Consider the following 15,867-nt stretch of genomic DNA (forward strand, 5'->3'; position numbering starts at 1 on the left):
GCCGCAGATGCGCCGGGCGATCGCCGTCATCGCACTGCTCACGCTCGTGGCGAGCCTCGCCGCGTGCGCCGGCTCTCGCTTCGACCCGCCCGCGCCCTCCCCTGCCACAGCAGGCGCCCCCGTCGGCAAGTCGGAGCATCGGCTCACCGTCGACGGCCACGACCGGTCGTATCGGCTGTACGTGCCCGCTCACCTCTCCGCGCCGGCGGCACTCGTCGTGATGCTGCACGGTGGCTACGGGTCGGCGCAGCAGGCCGAGGCGTCGTACGGGTGGGACCGGATCGCCGACGAGCACGGCGTCGTCATCCTCTACCCGGACGGCGACGGCCGGGCCTGGAACGCAGGTGGGGGATGCTGCGGGCGGCCCGCCCGCGACGGCACCGACGATGTGGCGTTCATCGCTGCGGCGGTTGCCGATGCGCAGAAGCGGGTTTCGATCGACGCCGGGGCCGTCTTCGCCGCCGGCATGTCCAACGGCGCGATGATGGCCTACCGACTCGCGTGCGAGACGACGCTGTTCGCCGCGATCGGCCCCGTGTCCGGAACGATGCCGGTCGGGCTGGAGTGCACCGCTCCCGCCCCGACCTCGGTGATGGCCGTGCACGGTGTGGACGACACCCGTGTGCTCTACGACGGGGGCGCATCCACCGTAGGCACCGCGCGGATCGACGCCACCGCGCAACGGGATGTCCATGCGCTCTGGGCACGGGCGGCCTCGTGCGACGAGGACGTCACCACCTCGGCGCCGCCGCTGACCACCGAGACCGCCGCCTGCCCCGACTCCCGCACGGTACAGCTCGTCAGCATCGCCGGGTACGGCCACGAATGGCCCTCACCCGACGGCGGATCCACGCCCCAGGGCGAGCAGGTCTACCGGGGATGGGATGCCACCGCGCAGCTGTGGTCGTTCTTCGACACGCACCGACGAGCGGCATCCGGCTGAGCGGAGACGAACGATGAAGACGAACGATGAAGGCGACCGTCGCATCCCCCCAGACCGACAGTCGCCTTCATCGTATCGCTGCCCGGCTTCGGGCGCCGGATCGCTTAGTCACGACGCTACGTCTTCGAGACGCAGACGCCCAGTGAATATGGCCAATCTTGCGCCAACCTGCACATTCGGTTGAATAGAGCGCTCTTGCGGCCTCGCGAGCCGCTCGGAGCGCACGGATCTTGCGCAAGTCTTGAGGAAGTCCATCTTGACGAGAAGTCAACAGCTCGCTACCGCGTCTGACCGACCGAGAGTCCGAGAACGGGATAGAGCACGGTGAAGCCCTCGACCAGACCGAGCTTCAACGCGTCCCCGGTGTGCCCGACGCCCGGGATATCGTAGCGGGTGACGGCCATCCCCGCCTTCCGCGCGGCCGCAGCGAGGGTGTCGGCGTGCGCCATGTATGCGGGGTCGGCGGATCCCGCCGTGAACACCGCCGTCATCCCGGCGTACGTCCCGGCCGGAGCGGCCGCCAGGATGTTCACGGGCTTGGAGGCTTCGAACGCCTCGCTGCTGCCGCCGTAGACGGTCTTGGTGATGTTGGCGACCTGCTCGGATCCCGGGAAGGGCTCTCCCGAGATGTCGAGGAGGTTCTTCCACATCGTCGGATAGTCGGCCCCGAACGAGATCGCACACCCTCCTCCGTTGGAATATCCGGCGATGGTCCAGAAGGCGGGGTCGTTGATGATGCGCAGGTGCGCCTTCGCCCACGCGACGACGTCCTGCGTCACGTAGGTGCGCGCCCGGCCGAAGGCCGCAGAGTCGGCGCACGCGGTGTCGGCGTTGGCGGAGCCGACTTGATCGGCGACGATCACGATGGGCGCCAGGCCGTGGTTGCGGGCGGCGAACTCGTCCAGCACGTCGCTGATCGCGGTCGGGTCGGGGTTTCCGGGATGGCCCATCATCATGATGACCAGCGGTAGGGCCGGCGCGTTCGGAACGAGCGCGGCGGGAGGCAGGTAGATGCCCACGGGGCGGGCGGCGAAGCCGGATGCCGTGGCGGGAATGACCTGCGTGCCGCGTGACCCCTTGGCCGGCATTCCGGCGGGCGGCACGAAGGACTGCGCGAGCGGAACGGTCGGAACATCGGTTGTGGGTCCGACGTCGGGCAGATCGAGCGGGTCGTAGCCCGACACACCGAAGAGCGTCGCCAAGGTCGGGTTCAACCCGAAACCGGCGTTGATGCCGATCGCCGCGGCGACGAGAAACACCAGGACGGCGAGAGGGGACACGATTCGCCGCCACCACCTTCCAGCCACCAGCGCGCCGAGCGCGACCCCGGAGGCAGCGAGGGCGCCGGCCGCCCACTGCAGGACGAACCCCGGCAGGGGCGCCGGGCCGAACAGCTGCATCCGGTCGACGACATGCACGAGCGCCACGCCCAGCCCGGCTCCCGCGATCGCGCCCCCCGCAGCCCACAGAATGGTGCGCCTGTCCCAGCGACGCACGAGCACGACCAGGAGGAACGCTCCCGCGATCGTGTAGACGATGATCGGGACAGCGCCATCGATGATCGGCAACTGCCAGATCTGCATGCACCGACTCTAGGGCGACACACCTTGGCCATCGCTGAGCGCCGCGGGAGAGATCTGCCCGACTCGTCGCCGGCGGCTGCGCCTGTGCAGCGCGCCGAGAGCCGCGAGCTGCGCGATCAGGCGCAGACGCGAAGACGAGGAGGGCCAGTCGGCTCCAGACTCGAGACGAACGCTCGATGAGAGGGTCGGCGGGGCCGCCGCGACAGCGACTCTGCCGACGTTTGCGGGTGCGGGAGAACGCCGCATCGACGGCAGGTGAACGGATGCCGACGCCCGCGTTTCCACCCATCGGACCGCCTTCCGCCCCGCCGGAAGAAACCCCCCGCAGATCGGGGGTGGCGCACGCGAGCGACACCGTGAATAATGTGAGGTATGACCACAGGTCGCCCGGTTGGGTACAGCGCCATTTCCAGCTATTCACGTGTCGAGATCCTGCACCTCGTCCAGGAGCAGCCGCGTCGCACGATCACCGAGATCGTGGAGGCGACGGGCCTGCACCCGAACACCGTGCGCGAGCATCTGCAGCGTCTGATCGACGAGGGCTACGTCGTGTCGGCGGCGGAGCACCGCACCACCCGCGGTCGCCCGCGCGTGCTCTACAGTGCGGCCGACGGCATCCTGGCCTCCAGCGCCATCCAGCGCCGCAAGGTGCGCGCCGCCGCCGAGCGGGGCGACCTCATGCGCCGCGTGCTGCCGGGAGCCGCGCCCGAGCTCGACACCGAAGCCCTCCATCAGGTCGACGCCCTCGTCGAAGACCTGATCGACGCCGGCTTCGATCCGCTGGTCGATGAGCGCGAGCTGACCGTCGACCTCACCCCCTGTGCACACGCCTCCTCCCAGGCCGAGCATCGCGAAGTGCTGTGCCGCGTGCACCTGGGTCTCATGCAGAGCGTGCTCAGCGCCGCCGGCGGGCCCCTCGCCGTCGATGCCATGCGCCCGTCCTGCGACCCGCGCGAGTGTGTCGTCCAGCTGATGTTCGCCGGCGCCACGGCCTGATCAGACCTCGGTTCTTTTTCACGGCCCCGGGCGCCTGGGGCTGGGAAATCCCTGTGTAGCTTCAGTCACGAAGAAGACTCCCGCCCTCGGAAGGATGACGATGGACTTCCTGGACCCGCTCCTGCTGGCACGCTGGCAGTTCGGCCTGACGACCCTGTATCACTTCATCTTCGTGCCGCTCACGCTCGGCATGTCGCTGTTCGTCGCCATCTTCCAGACGGTGTGGCACCGCACCGGCGACGTGAAGTGGCTGCACCTGACGCGCTTCTTCGGGAAGATCTTCCTGATCAACTTCGCGATGGGCATCGTCACCGGCATCGTGCAGGAGTTCCAGTTCGGCATGAACTGGTCGAGCTACTCCCGCTTCGTCGGCGACGTCTTCGGAGCCCCTCTCGCCTTCGAGGGCCTCATGGCGTTCTTCTTCGAGGCCACGTTCATCGGTCTGTGGATCTTCGGGTGGAACAAGCTCCCCCGGCGCATCCACCTGCTCACCATCTGGATGACGGCCGTCGGCACCTGGCTGTCGGCGTACTTCATCCTCGCGGCCAACGCCTTCATGCAGAACCCGAAGGGCTACCAGATGTCGGCCGCGGGTCACCGCGCCGAAATGGCCGACTTCTGGCAGGTGCTGACCAACCCGGTCGCACTGACGCAGTTCCCGCACACCATCTCCGCGGCGATCATGTTCTCCGCCGGTGTCGTGATCGCGGCATCCGCCTGGCACCTCGCCCGCAAACAGAACATCGAGATGCTGCGCCCGGCGCTGAAGTTCGGCCTCTGGGCGATGATCATCGGCTTCGTGGCCGTCTTCCTCTCCGGCGACCAGCTCGGCCTCGTGATGGTGCAGACCCAGCCCATGAAGATGGCGGCGGCGGAGGCGATGTTCAACTCCGCGTGCGGGGCGAATGCCTCGTTCTCGCTGTTCTCCATCGGCACCCCCGACGGTACCGGCGAGGTCTGGTCGCTGCGCGTGCCGTATGTGCTCGCCTTCCTCTCCACGCACGACTTCAACGGCTGCGTCGAGGGCATCAACGACCTCAACAACCTCTACACGACCCAGCTCTTCCCGCAGTTCGCCGACCAGGTCGACGGCAACTTCGCGCCGATCCTCTGGGTCACATACTGGTCATTCCGCTGGATGATGGGCTTCGGCCTGCTCGCCACCGCGGTCGCCGTGGTCGGCCTCTGGGTCACCCGCAGGAACGCGAAGCGCCCCGTCGCCGGCTGGATGTGGAAGATCGCGATCTGGCAGGCGCCGCTCGCGCTCCTCGGCATCCTCGTCGGCTGGATCTTCACCGAGATGGGACGTCAGCCCTGGATCGTGTTCGGTCTCATGCTCACGCAGGACGGCGTCTCGCCGAACGTGCCCGGCTGGACCGTTCTGATCTCGCTGATCGCCTTCACCGCGATCTACGCGATCCTCGCGGTCGTCGAGTTCGGCCTCATCGTCAAGACGGTCAAGGAGGGTCCGCAGCCCCTGCCCGGACCCGATGACCCCGACCCGTCCGATGTCCCGGTCGATCAGACCCCGTCCACGGTGTACTAGGAGCTGACATGGACCTCGCCTACCTCTGGTTCTTCATCGTCGGAGTGCTGTTCGTCGGCTACTTCGTGCTCGACGGCTTCGACTTCGGTGTCGGCATGTCGCTGCCCTTCCTCGGCAAGGACGAGGTGTCGCGACGCCAGGTGATCAACACAATCGGACCGATCTGGGACCTCAACGAGACCTGGGTCATCGTCGCGGGCGCCTGCCTGTTCGCGGCCTTCCCGGAGTGGTACGCCACGCTGTTCAGCGGCTTCTATCTCCCCCTGCTGCTCATCCTGCTCGCGCTGATCGCGCGCGGCGTCTCGTTCGAGTACCGCCACCAGCGCGACGACCTGCGATGGAAGCGCCGTTTCGACTGGATGATCACGATCGGCTCCGCGGTCCCCGCGCTGCTGTGGGGCGTCGCGGTCGCGAACATCGTGCAGGGCGTGCCGATCGACGCCGACAAGAACTTCACCGGCTCGCTCTTCACGCTGCTGAACCCCTACGGCCTCTGGGTCGGAGTGACGACGCTGCTGCTGTTCTTCCTGCACGGCGTCTACTTCGTGGGCCTGAAGACCGACGGTCAGGTGCACCACGACGCGCAGGCGCTCGGCAAGAAGCTCGCGATCCCGACCGTGATCTTCGCGGCCGGAACCGTGGTCTGGACGATCTTCCTCGCCGCCGGTCGCGGCGCTCCGCTGCTGTGGGCGGTCATCGCCTGCGGTGTGATCGCCGCGGTCGCGCTGCTGCTGTCGGCGTGGTTCAACATCGCCGACCGCGACGGCAAGGCGTTCGCGGCCGGGGCGGTCACGATCGTGTTCGCCGTGCTCACGCTGTGGCTGGCTCTGTTCCCCTACGTCATGCCGTCGACGACCGATGACGCCTTCAGCCTGACCATCTCGAATGCGTCCAGCACGCCGATGACGCTGCAGATCATGTCGTGGGCCGCGCTCATCTTCCTGCCGCTCGTGCTCGCCTACCAGGCGTGGACGTACTGGATCTTCCGCAAGCGGATCACCCGCACGACGATCGAGAAGGCGGAGCTGACCGCAGCCCACTGAGGCCGCTGCACCGGCCCCGGCGCTCACCCACGGGTGAGGACCGGGGCCGGTGTCCGTTTATGAGGCAGGATCGAAGAATGGCAACCGAAGCCGACCAGGGCCGCACGCGGGTGCGGCCCGTCGACCCGCGACTGGTGCGCTACGCGTCGGCATCGCGGGCGTTCTTCGCCGCGATCGCGGTGATCGGCGTGCTGCAGACCGCGGTCGTCGTCGCGTTCGCCTGGCTCCTGACACGCGTGATCACGCGCGCCATCGACGGGATGCCGTGGGCCGAGCTGACCGCACTGCTGACCGCGCTGGCCGCCGTCATCGTCTCCCGTGCGCTGCTGCTCTGGGCGCGCGAAGCCCTGTCGGCGCGCGCCGCCGCGCGCGTGCAGGCGCAGCTGCGGGCGCAGCTCGTGGATGCCGTCGGCATCCTGGGCCCGGGATGGCTGGCAGGCCGCAACAGCGCGCAGCTCGCGGTGACCGCGGGGCGCGGCCTCGAAGCGCTGGACGCGTACTTCGGACGCTATCTGCCACAGCTCGTGCTCACCGTCATCGCGACCCCGGTGCTGGTCGCCGTGATGTGGTGGGAGGACTGGATCTCCGGGCTCACGGTCCTGCTCACTCTCCCCCTGATCCCGCTGTTCATGGTGCTGATCGGCCTCGCGACGCGCACGGTGCAGCAGAAGCAGTGGCGCACCCTGGGGCGCCTGGCCGCCCGCTTCGCCGATACGGTCCAGGGTCTGTCGACGCTCAAGGTCTTCGGCCGTCAGCATCGCGCCGTGCGGTCGATCGAGAAGGTCACCGACACCTACCGCGTCGAGACGATGCGGGTGCTGCGTGTGTCGTTCCTGTCGGGTTTCGCGCTCGAACTGCTGGCGTCGATCTCGGTTGCGATCGTGGCCGTGTCGATCGGCTTCCGCCTGGTCGACGGGTCGCTCGCGCTCGCGGTAGGCCTGTTCGTGCTGCTGCTGGCGCCCGAAGCGTACCTTCCGCTGCGCCAGGTCGGCGTGCAGTTCCATGCCGCTGCGGAAGGCGTGGCCGCGACCGACGACGTCTTCGCGGTGCTCGACGAGGCCCGCGAGCTCGCCGCCCGTGCACAGCGTGCGCCGCGGACGGCCGACGCCGCGACGGTGAGCGCCGGCCCGGGACGGCTCGTGCTCACCGGACTGCGCGTCCGGCGCGGCGACGTGCTCCTGCCCTCCGTCGACCTCGTCGCGGAGCCCGGCACCGTCACGCTCATCGAGGGGCCGAGCGGCGCCGGCAAGTCGAGCGTGTTCGCGGCCCTCCGCGGCGCGGTCACCTTCGACGGGCACGCCGAGCTGGACGGCACGCCGGTGAGCGCGCTCTCCCCCGCGACGTGGCTGGCCTGGGCTGGGCAGCATCCGGGACTGATCTCCGGCACCATCGCAGACAATGTCGCGCTGGGCGACGATGAGACTGCCGCGGCATCGCGGGGCCCCCTGGTCGCACGCGCGCTGGAGCTCGCCCAGGCGGGCGCGCTCGATCCCGATCAGCAGCTCGGGGTGCAGGGCGCGGGATTGTCCGGCGGACAGGCCCAGCGCGTCGCCGTGGCGCGCGCCGTGTTCCGCCACCTGCGCGGCCGTGCGCCGGTCATCGCCCTCGACGAGCCGAGTTCGGCGCTGGATGCCGCGACGGAGGCGGCCCTGTGGCACGGCATCCGCGGGCTCGCCGACGACGGCGCCACGGTGCTTCTGATCTCGCACCGACGCAGCGCGCGCGAGATCGCCGACCGCGTCGTCACGCTGTCGGCGACGCGGGCGGAGGTCGGCGCATGACCACCACGACGGATGTACTGCGTCGGGCGATGCCGTCGTTGCGCCGATTCTGGCCGGGCGCCGCGGCGGGCTTCCTCTCGGAGGCCTCGGCGGTCGCGCTGCTCGCCTGCAGCGCGTGGCTGATCGTCCGCGCCAGTGAGCAGCCTCCGGTGATGTACCTGTCGGCAGCCGTCGTGGGCGTGCGCGCCTTCGCACTCAGTCGGGCCGCCTTCCGCTACACGGAGCGACTCGCGAGCCACGATGCGGCCCTGCGCCAGCTCGCGGTGACCCGCACCGATCTGGTGCGCCGGCTCATTCCGCTCGCCCCCGACGGGCTGACCCGCACCCGGCGCGGCTCGGTGCTCGGAGCGCTCGTCGACGACGTGGACGAGCTGCAGAACCTGCCGCTGCGCGTCGTGCTGCCTCTCGTATCGTCGACGGCGGTGGCCCTCGGCGCCGTCGTGCTCGTCGGCATCATCTGGTGGCCCGCGGCGCTCACGCTCCTCGCCTGCCTCGTCGTGGCGGCCATCGTGGCGGTCGGCTGGGGATGGGTCGCCGGCTCCCGCGCGGAGCTTTCCATCGCGCCTTTGCGCGCCCGTCTCGCCGACGCCGTGCTCGATCACCTCGCAAGCCTGGACGTCCTCGCCGCGTACGGCGCCGACGATCAGAGCGCGCGGCGCATCGCCGCGGCGGACGATGCCCTGCGGCGGGCGGTGACCCGCCGCGCCGGGGCGCAGGCGGGCTCCACCGCCATCGTGTCAGTACTGGCCGGCGCGGCCTCCGTCTTCGCCGTCCTGGCCTCCGTTCCGGCACTCGGCGACGGGACGATCACCGCCCCCGCCTTCGCCGTGGCCGTGCTCGTGCCGATGGCCGTGTTCGAGGTCTTCACCGCGGTTCCGGCGGCGGCGTCATCATGGCGACAGGTACGCGCCGCGGCCACCCGGATCGCCGAAGCCCTGCCGGGCGATACGCCGGCGGGCATCCCGCCCGAGGTCGCTCACGATGACGACGGTCACGCACGCGAAGCCGTCGCGCTCGGCGATGGCCTCGTCCTGCAGAGCGTCGCGGCGCGCTGGCCGGGAGCCGCAGAGGATGCCCTGCACGCGTTGGATCTGACGGTCGTCCCGGGCGAACGGATCCTGGTCGTGGGCTCCAGCGGCGCCGGCAAGACCACGGCGGCGCACGTCCTCGTACGCTTCTTGGAGACGACCGCCGGCCGCTACACGATCGGCGGGGTCGATGTGCACGACCTCGACCCCGACACCGTCCGCGAGACGGTCGGGCTCTGCGAACAGCAGCCGATGCTCTTCGACGAGGACATCCGGCAGAACCTCTTGTTCGCCCGCGACACGGCCACGGATGCCGAGCTGGAGGCGGTGCTGCACCGCGTGGGCCTCGGTGACTGGCTGAGCGCGCGCGGCGGCCTGGACGCGCGGGTCGGCGAACGCGGGGCGCTCGTGTCGGGCGGGCAGGCCCAGCGCATCGCCCTGGCCCGGGCTCTGCTGCACGGCTTCCCCGTGCTCGTGCTCGATGAGCCGACCGCCGGCGTGGACGTTGACGCGTCCGACGCGCTGCTGGCCGACCTGCTCGGGGCGGTCGGTCCGGATCGTGCCGTCGTGCTGATCTCGCACGTGGACGTTCCCGCCGGCCTCGTCGACCGCACGGTGCGGCTGACCGGCGGGCGCATCGAAGACTGAGTTCAGCCGCCGATCGCGTTCATCCCGCGCGCCGGCTGGAGGAACGACGGGTCATCGATCGCATGTCCCGGAAGCTTGCCGGCGATGCACTCGTGCAACAGCGCGTCGATCGCGACGTCGTCGGCGCCCGCACGCAGCAGCGGCATGAGGTCGTACTCGTCGTTGGAGAACAGGCAGTTGCGCAGCTGCCCGTCGGCGGTGAGCCGCAGGCGGTCGCAGGCGCCGCAGAACGGCGCCGTCACCGCGGCGATCACGCCGACGGAGGCCGGCCCGCCGTCGAGCAGGAAGCGCTCCGCGGGTGCGCCGCCGCGGCCGGGGACGGGCTCGAGGTGCCACCGGGTCGAGAGCGCTGCCAGGATCTCCTCGCGGGTCACCATGCGTGTGCGGTCCCACGTGTGCCCGGCATCCAGCGGCATCTGCTCGATGAAGCGCATCTCGGCGCCATGATCGAGCGCGAAGGCGACGAGGTCGACGAGTTCGTCGTCGTTGATGCCGCGCATCGCGACCGCGTTGAGCTTGAGGGGGCGCAGTCCCGACGCGGATGCCGCGGCGATGCCTGCCACGACCTCGTCGAGGCGGTCGCGGCGGGTGAGGTCGCGGAATCGGTCGCGGTCGAGGGTGTCGATCGAGATGTTGAGGCGGCGCAGACCGACGTCGATGAGGTCGGGCAGTACGTCGCCGAGACGGATGCCGTTCGTCGTCAGGGCAATGTCGACCGGCCCGTCGGGGCCTTCGACCGCGGCGAGCCGTCGCACGACCTCGACGATGTCGGCGCGCAGCAGGGGCTCGCCTCCCGTGAGCCGGAACGTGGAGATCCCGGATGCCGCGGCGATGCGCGCGACGCGCACGATCTCGTCCGTGGTGAGGATGCTCGTGCGCGCGAGCCATTCGTTGCCCTGCTCGGGCATGCAGTACGTGCAGCGCAGGGAGCAGCGATCGGTCAGCGAGATCCGCACATCGCGGTGCACGCGGCCGAAGCGGTCGACGAGAGGTGCGCCGGGGGCCGTCGGCGGCGCTGACGTGGCGCGTCCCGTGCGCAGGGTGAGCGGGACGGCGGGCATGGTCCGAGGCTACCCGGCGGACGGAGGGGAAAGGCCGAATGGCGGATTCTCTTGCCAGTTTTGTTCTATAGTGGAGGGAAGCACAACCCGTCGCATGCCCCCTGGCGGCGGGTTGCACATCGGCCCTGACGCGCCGATGTGCCTGCAGGTCTCTAGGGGGTGAATCATGCTCGCGGTATCGGATGCTCGTCCGGTCGAGTCGGTCGCGTCCGCGGGTTCGGTGTGGCCGGCGTTGGACGGGCTGGTCGATGGCGTCGTCGATATGCGTCGTCGCACGGCGGCGGCGCAGGCGGCAGAAGCCCGGTTGCTGGCGGCTGCGGTGGATCTGGTTGCGGATCGGGTCGAACTGTTGCGGCAGGAAGCACAGCAACAGGGGCGGGCACGCGTGCGCTCGTCCGACACGGACCTGCCGCTGCGAGAGGTCGCATTGGAGCTCGCGATGGCGCTGCGGATGTCGGATCGGGGTGTGCAGCGGCGCATGTCGGAAGCGTTCTTGCTGCGTGAGCACTTCCCCACCACCTTGAAGGTGTGGGAGGACGGCGGCATTGATGCCGCGCACGCGTGGGCGATCAGTCGCATCGGGATGCTGCTTCGCACGCCCGACGGTCGTGCCCGTTTCGAAGCCCTCGCCCTGGAGGCCGCACGGACGGAGTCTCCGACGCGGATGACGGCGGCGGTGAAAGTCATCGCTGCGACCATCGACCCCGACGCGTTCACCGACGCCACCGACCGCGCGTACGAGACCCGCTCGGTCCGACTGTTCGACCTGGTTGTGACAACGACGGGCAGAGCGTCGTCACGGGGACGGCGCGCACTACCAGCGATATTGGCAACGCCGACACCGACCCAGCACCCTGCGGTGGTGCGATCCGCGTGCAGGAGAAGGATCACCGCACGCTCGCGCAGGTGCGCGCTGACATCCTGAGCGACCTGCTGCTCACCGCCACTCCCACCACCGCAGCCACCGGGGCGGGGCTGGAGACGGTGACCGCGCAGATTCGGTTACGATCCCCGCACTCACTCTCGCCGGCGCCCCGGACGCAGGTCCAGCGATCCTGACCGGGTACGGACCGATCCAGCCCGCCCTCGCCCGAAGATCACCGGGCTCGCACCCGGGTGGGATCGGGTGTTCACAGACCCCATCGCCGGCATCCCGGTCGCGGTCGACCGGTACCGGCCATCCGCGGGCCTTCGCCGCTACCTGAGCGCACGGGATGAACGGTGCCGCACGCCCGGATGCACCCGCCCCGCACACCGATGCGACCAGGACCACACCACCGCCGCCGCGATCGGCGGAGCGACCGCACACGATAACCTCGCCCACCTGTGCCGACGACACCACACGCTCAAACACCACACCACCTGGCGAGTACGGCACCTCGGAGGCGGAACCCTGCAATGGACCTCCCCCACCGGACGACACTACGAAGACCACCCGCCCGGCCGCGTCCGATTCGTCCCCGACACCACCACACCGGCACCTCGCGGGGGCGAGCCGCCACCGTTCTGAGAGGATCGACGGATGAGCGAGAGCCTCGATGCCGAGTTGGACCGCATCTTCGCGGCGCGAGATCGCGATGCGATGGCGCCGACGATCGCGGCGCTCGAGGAGATCCACGCCCGGCATCCCGATCACGCGCGTGTCCTGTACGAGCTCGCGGGGGCGCATGACACCGCCGGTGACGAAAGCACGGCCTCGGCTCTGTATCCGCGCGCGCTCGACGCCGGTCTGACCGGCGACATCCGCCGCCGATGCCTGCTCCAGTACGCCAGCACGCTGCGAAATCTCGACCGGTTCGACGAGTCCCTCCGGGTGTTCGCCGACGCTCGCGACGAGTTCCCCGAAGCAGTCTCACTGGCCGTGTTCGAGGCCCTCAGCCTTCATGCTGCCGGCCAGGTCCACGCGGCCTTCGCCGAACTGCTCGATGTCGTCGCCGCGCACGCGCCGGAGACGGAGCTGGATCGCTACCGCGCATCGCTGCGCGCAAACGCGGACTACCTGCGAGATCTGGACGTCGCCGCAGACGGCGGGGCGTGACAGCACGCCGCCGTCTGCGCGCACTCAGCTCGCGACGATCCGCACGTCCGCGGCATCCACCGACAGGCGCACCGCGTCGCCTTCTACGGTCTCTGCGGCGAGCATCTGCGCGACGGTGAGCTCGCAGACGACCGGCGGTGACGCCGTGTACGCGCGGGCGCCCGCGGGCGTCGCCTCGATGCGTTCCACGCGCGCCATCCACGTCGCGGTGCCGGCTGCCCGTGCCGCCGCGGCGGCGCCGGCCCCCGAGGCCTCGCTCTCCGATGCCCCGGACCCTTCGCGCTCAAGGCGTACGGCGCCGATCGGGATGAGCGCCACCGCTTCTCCGTCGCGCACCCCCGCAGCTCGCAACCGCAGCACCCCGGCACCCCACACGCCGTCCTCCACACGCCCGGCCACCCGATTGACGCCGGCGAGGGCGGCGACGAAATCCGTGGCCGGGGCCGTGAGCACCTCACGCACCGGGCCCTGCTGAGACACCCGCCCCGCTTCGAGCACGACGAGGCGATCCGCGACGGCGACAGCGTCGACCACGTCGTGCGTCACGAAGACCGTCGTGCACCCCGCCGCGCGCACGCGCTCGACGAGCGTGCGGCGGATGTCCGCAACCGTCACCGGATCGAGCGCCGTGAACGGCTCGTCCAGCAGAAGCACCCGCGGCTCGGTGGCCAGTGCGCGCGCCAGCGCGACCCGCTGTTGCTGTCCGCCGGACAGCTCCGCCGGACGACGATGCCCGATCCCGGAGAGGCCCACCTCAGCGAGCGCCCGCTCGGCGCGCGAGCGCCGCTCGACCCACCCGGCCGCGCGCCCCTCCCCCGCGGACACGCGCACGCCGAAGGCCACGTTGTCCCGCGCGGACAGATGGGGGAACAGGTGCGGATCCTGCCCCAGCAGCACGACCCCGCGGCGCTGCGGCGCGAGCTGCACGCGCGGCGACGACACGACCTCGCCGGCGACGTGCACACGGCCCTCGGTGATCGCCAGCAGCCCGGCGATCACCGAGACGAGGGTGGACTTGCCCGCACCACTCGGGCCCATCACGGCAACGATCTCCCCCGCGGATGCCGAGATCTCGGCATCCAGGACGAACCCCTCGCGCCGCACGACGACGTGCGCCTCGAGCGCCGCGCCGCTCACCGCGTCGCCCCCGGGCGCCATGCCCGCACCGCGAGAAGCACCGCCAGCGCGGTCACGAGCAGCAGCAGCGACAGCGCCACCGCGGTGCCCTGCGACACCCCGGCCCCGTTGAACGCGGTGTAGATCGCCAGCGGCATCGTCTGCGTCACCCCCGGCGCATTGCCGGCGAACAGCGCCGTCGCGCCGAACTCCCCGATCGCGCGCGCGAAGCACAGCACGGTGCCGGCGATGAGGCCGGGAGCCGCCAGCGGCAGCGTGATACGCCACAGGATGCGCCAGCGCCCCGCGCCGAGCGCCGCCGCGGCACGTTCGTAACCGGTGCCGGTCGCCCGGAGCGCCCCTTCGAGCGCCAGCACGAGAAACGGCAGCGCCACGAACGTCTGGGCGATCACCACGGCCGCCGTCGTGAACGGCACCCGCACGCCGATCACCGCCAGCGCCTGCCCGAGCCACCCGTTGCGTCCCAGCAGAAACAGCAGCGCGACCCCGCCCACCATCGGCGGCAGCACGAGCGGCACGGTGATCACGGCCCGCAGCACCCCCGCCAGCCGCGGTCCCGACCGCGCGATCCACAGCGCCAGCGGGATGCCGAGAACGATGCAGACGAGGGTCGCGACCGCCCCCGTCACCAACGACAGCCCGAGCGCCGACAACGCTGCCGGCGAGGTGATGTCGGCCCAGAACGTCGCGACGTCGACACGCCCGACGAGCGCGGTCAACGGCACCACGAGCACCGCGAGGCCCAGCACCGCCGGCACCGCCAGCACGGTCGGGACGAATCCCCGCGGCTGCGCGCGCCGCCCGGCGGTCGCGACCGTCACGGCGTGCCGAAGCCGAGGTCGGTGAGCGTGACGCGCGCGGCATCGGAGTGCACGAAGTCCACGAAGGCCCGTGCCGCCGCGGGATTCGCCGCGTCGTCCAGGGCGACGATCGGGTACGTGTTGACCACGGCATCCGCGCCCGGCGTCGCCACCGTTTGCACGGCGGGCGTCGTCGCGGCGTCGGTCACGTACACGAGACCGACATCCGCCTCTCCGCTGGCCACTTTCGTGAGGACGGCGGTCACGTTCTGCTCGTAGCTGTCGACGGATGCCGTCACGCCCGCCTTCTGCAGGAGCGTCTGCGATGCCGCACCGCACGGCACCTCGGCCGCGCACAGGACGACCCGCAGCGACGGCGTGTCGAGGTCGGCGAGCCCGTGCACGCCGGCGGGGTTTCCCGAAGGAACGATGAGGGTGAGCACGTTCGTGGCGAACGGCTGCGGCGAGGACGCGAGTCCGGCGGCGACGACCTTCTGCATGTTCTTCTCGTCGGCGGAGGCGAAGACGTCGGCCGGTGCCCCCTCGATCAGCTGGGTCGCCAACGTCGACGATCCGTCGTAGCTGATCGGACGGATCGTCACCCCCGGGTGCGCCGTCTGGAACTGATCGGCGAGCCGGGTGAAGGCCGCCTTCAGCGACGCCGCGGCGAAGACGGTCAGCTCCCCGGTCACGGCGTCCGGCGACGCCGACGACGTCCCGGAGACGGCTCGGTCGGCAGCCGACGGCCCCGCACCCGTGCTGCAGCCGGCGAGCGCCACGACCCCTGCGAGGAGGACCGCGAGGACGTATCGCGATCGTGTGCGCATCACCGCTCCCTCGGGGTCTCGACGATGACGGTCGTGGCCTTGATGACTGCGACGGCGAGCGCACCGGGTTCGAGTCCCAGATCGCGCACCGCTTCCGAGGACATCAACGACACGACGCGGTGCGGGCCGGACTGGATGTCGACCTGAGCCATCACGCCGTCCTGCTGCACGCGCGTGACCAGTCCGACGAAGCGGTTGCGGGCGCTCGAGAGCACATCGGCGGGGTCCGCGGCGGCGTGCGCGAGCTCGACCGCTCGTGCGGCGAGGGCATCACCGGGGATCTCCACCGGCGAGACTCCCGTCGTCGGAAGGATGCCGTGATCGATCCACCGGCGCACGGTGTCGTCGCTCACACCCAGCAGCCGTGCGGCCTCGGTGACACGATAAGAACGCATACCGCCGACCATATCGCGCATCTGCGGCGAGAGGGGCGCCG

General features: G+C 70.6%; 14 protein-coding genes. 8 read left to right on the top strand and 6 right to left on the bottom strand.

What is annotated here, in order from left to right; translation table 11 throughout:
- The first annotated feature begins 7 nt into the window (after positions 1 to 7).
- Positions 8 to 943, top strand: a complete 936-nt coding sequence (locus tag JOE53_RS10155) for an extracellular catalytic domain type 1 short-chain-length polyhydroxyalkanoate depolymerase (protein WP_204947638.1) — start codon at positions 8 to 10, stop codon at positions 941 to 943.
- A gap of 278 nt (positions 944 to 1,221) precedes the next feature.
- On the opposite strand, the gene JOE53_RS10160 is transcribed toward JOE53_RS10155, so the two are convergent.
- Positions 1,222 to 2,526, bottom strand: a complete 1,305-nt coding sequence (locus JOE53_RS10160) for an alpha/beta hydrolase (RefSeq protein WP_204947640.1) — start codon at positions 2,524 to 2,526, stop codon at positions 1,222 to 1,224.
- A 372-nt stretch (positions 2,527 to 2,898) separates the two neighbouring features.
- Between JOE53_RS10160 and JOE53_RS10165 the strand changes: the two genes are divergently transcribed.
- The 5 genes from JOE53_RS10165 (at position 2,899) to cydC (ending at position 9,568) form a co-directional block, all read left to right on the top strand.
- Positions 2,899 to 3,522 carry an ArsR family transcriptional regulator gene (locus JOE53_RS10165; protein WP_204947642.1) on the top strand — a complete coding sequence of 208 codons (624 nt, stop codon included), beginning with the start codon at positions 2,899 to 2,901 and terminating at the stop codon, positions 3,520 to 3,522.
- A 100-nt stretch (positions 3,523 to 3,622) separates the two neighbouring features.
- Positions 3,623 to 5,068, top strand: a complete 1,446-nt coding sequence (locus JOE53_RS10170) for a cytochrome ubiquinol oxidase subunit I (protein WP_204947644.1) — start codon at positions 3,623 to 3,625, stop codon at positions 5,066 to 5,068.
- Between the two features lie 8 nt (positions 5,069 to 5,076).
- Positions 5,077 to 6,111, top strand: coding sequence for a cytochrome d ubiquinol oxidase subunit II (cydB, locus tag JOE53_RS10175; protein WP_204947645.1), 1,035 nt, complete (start codon positions 5,077 to 5,079; stop codon positions 6,109 to 6,111).
- Positions 6,112 to 6,188: 77 nt separating this feature from the next.
- Positions 6,189 to 7,892, top strand: a complete 1,704-nt coding sequence (cydD, locus tag JOE53_RS10180; RefSeq protein ID WP_204947646.1) for a thiol reductant ABC exporter subunit CydD — start codon at positions 6,189 to 6,191, stop codon at positions 7,890 to 7,892.
- Positions 7,889 to 9,568: a thiol reductant ABC exporter subunit CydC gene (cydC, locus tag JOE53_RS10185; RefSeq protein ID WP_204947647.1), complete on the top strand. Its 1,680-nt coding sequence runs from the start codon at positions 7,889 to 7,891 to the stop codon at positions 9,566 to 9,568. The genes cydD and cydC overlap by 4 nt, the downstream gene beginning before the upstream one ends.
- A gap of 2 nt (positions 9,569 to 9,570) precedes the next feature.
- Here the strand turns inward: cydC and moaA are convergent, their stop codons facing one another.
- Positions 9,571 to 10,629, bottom strand: coding sequence for a GTP 3',8-cyclase MoaA (moaA, locus tag JOE53_RS10190; RefSeq protein ID WP_204947649.1), 1,059 nt, complete (start codon positions 10,627 to 10,629; stop codon positions 9,571 to 9,573).
- Positions 10,630 to 10,795: 166 nt separating this feature from the next.
- Here moaA and JOE53_RS10195 point away from each other — a divergent pair, with 166 nt between their 5' ends.
- Together JOE53_RS10195 and JOE53_RS10200 are read left to right on the top strand one after the other, a co-directional pair.
- A complete protein-coding gene (locus JOE53_RS10195; protein ID WP_204947650.1) occupies positions 10,796 to 11,554 on the top strand; it encodes a DUF222 domain-containing protein in 759 nt (252 codons plus the stop codon).
- A 597-nt stretch (positions 11,555 to 12,151) separates the two neighbouring features.
- Positions 12,152 to 12,667 carry a tetratricopeptide repeat protein gene (locus JOE53_RS10200; protein ID WP_204947651.1) on the top strand — a complete coding sequence of 172 codons (516 nt, stop codon included), beginning with the start codon at positions 12,152 to 12,154 and terminating at the stop codon, positions 12,665 to 12,667.
- Positions 12,668 to 12,691: 24 nt separating this feature from the next.
- Here JOE53_RS10200 and JOE53_RS10205 read toward each other — a convergent pair whose 3' ends face one another.
- From JOE53_RS10205 to JOE53_RS10220, 4 genes are read right to left on the bottom strand one after another with little or no spacing between them, the layout of a single operon-like run.
- Positions 12,692 to 13,825 carry a sulfate/molybdate ABC transporter ATP-binding protein gene (locus tag JOE53_RS10205; protein WP_204947653.1) on the bottom strand — a complete coding sequence of 378 codons (1,134 nt, stop codon included), beginning with the start codon at positions 13,823 to 13,825 and terminating at the stop codon, positions 12,692 to 12,694.
- Complete coding sequence (locus tag JOE53_RS10210; RefSeq protein WP_204947654.1) at positions 13,801 to 14,625, bottom strand: ABC transporter permease; 825 nt, start codon at positions 14,623 to 14,625, stop codon at positions 13,801 to 13,803. The genes JOE53_RS10205 and JOE53_RS10210 overlap by 25 nt, the downstream gene beginning before the upstream one ends.
- Positions 14,622 to 15,431, bottom strand: coding sequence for a molybdate ABC transporter substrate-binding protein (gene modA, locus JOE53_RS10215; protein WP_204947655.1), 810 nt, complete (start codon positions 15,429 to 15,431; stop codon positions 14,622 to 14,624). Before modA ends, JOE53_RS10210 begins: the two co-directional genes overlap by 4 nt.
- On the bottom strand, positions 15,431 to 15,826 hold the full coding sequence (locus JOE53_RS10220; protein ID WP_036314997.1) for a TOBE domain-containing protein: 396 nt from the start codon (positions 15,824 to 15,826) through the stop codon (positions 15,431 to 15,433). Before JOE53_RS10220 ends, modA begins: the two co-directional genes overlap by 1 nt.
- Positions 15,827 to 15,867 lie beyond the last annotated feature (41 nt).

The organism is Microbacterium laevaniformans, from assembly GCF_016907555.1.
GTDB lineage: Bacteria > Actinomycetota > Actinomycetes > Actinomycetales > Microbacteriaceae > Microbacterium > Microbacterium laevaniformans.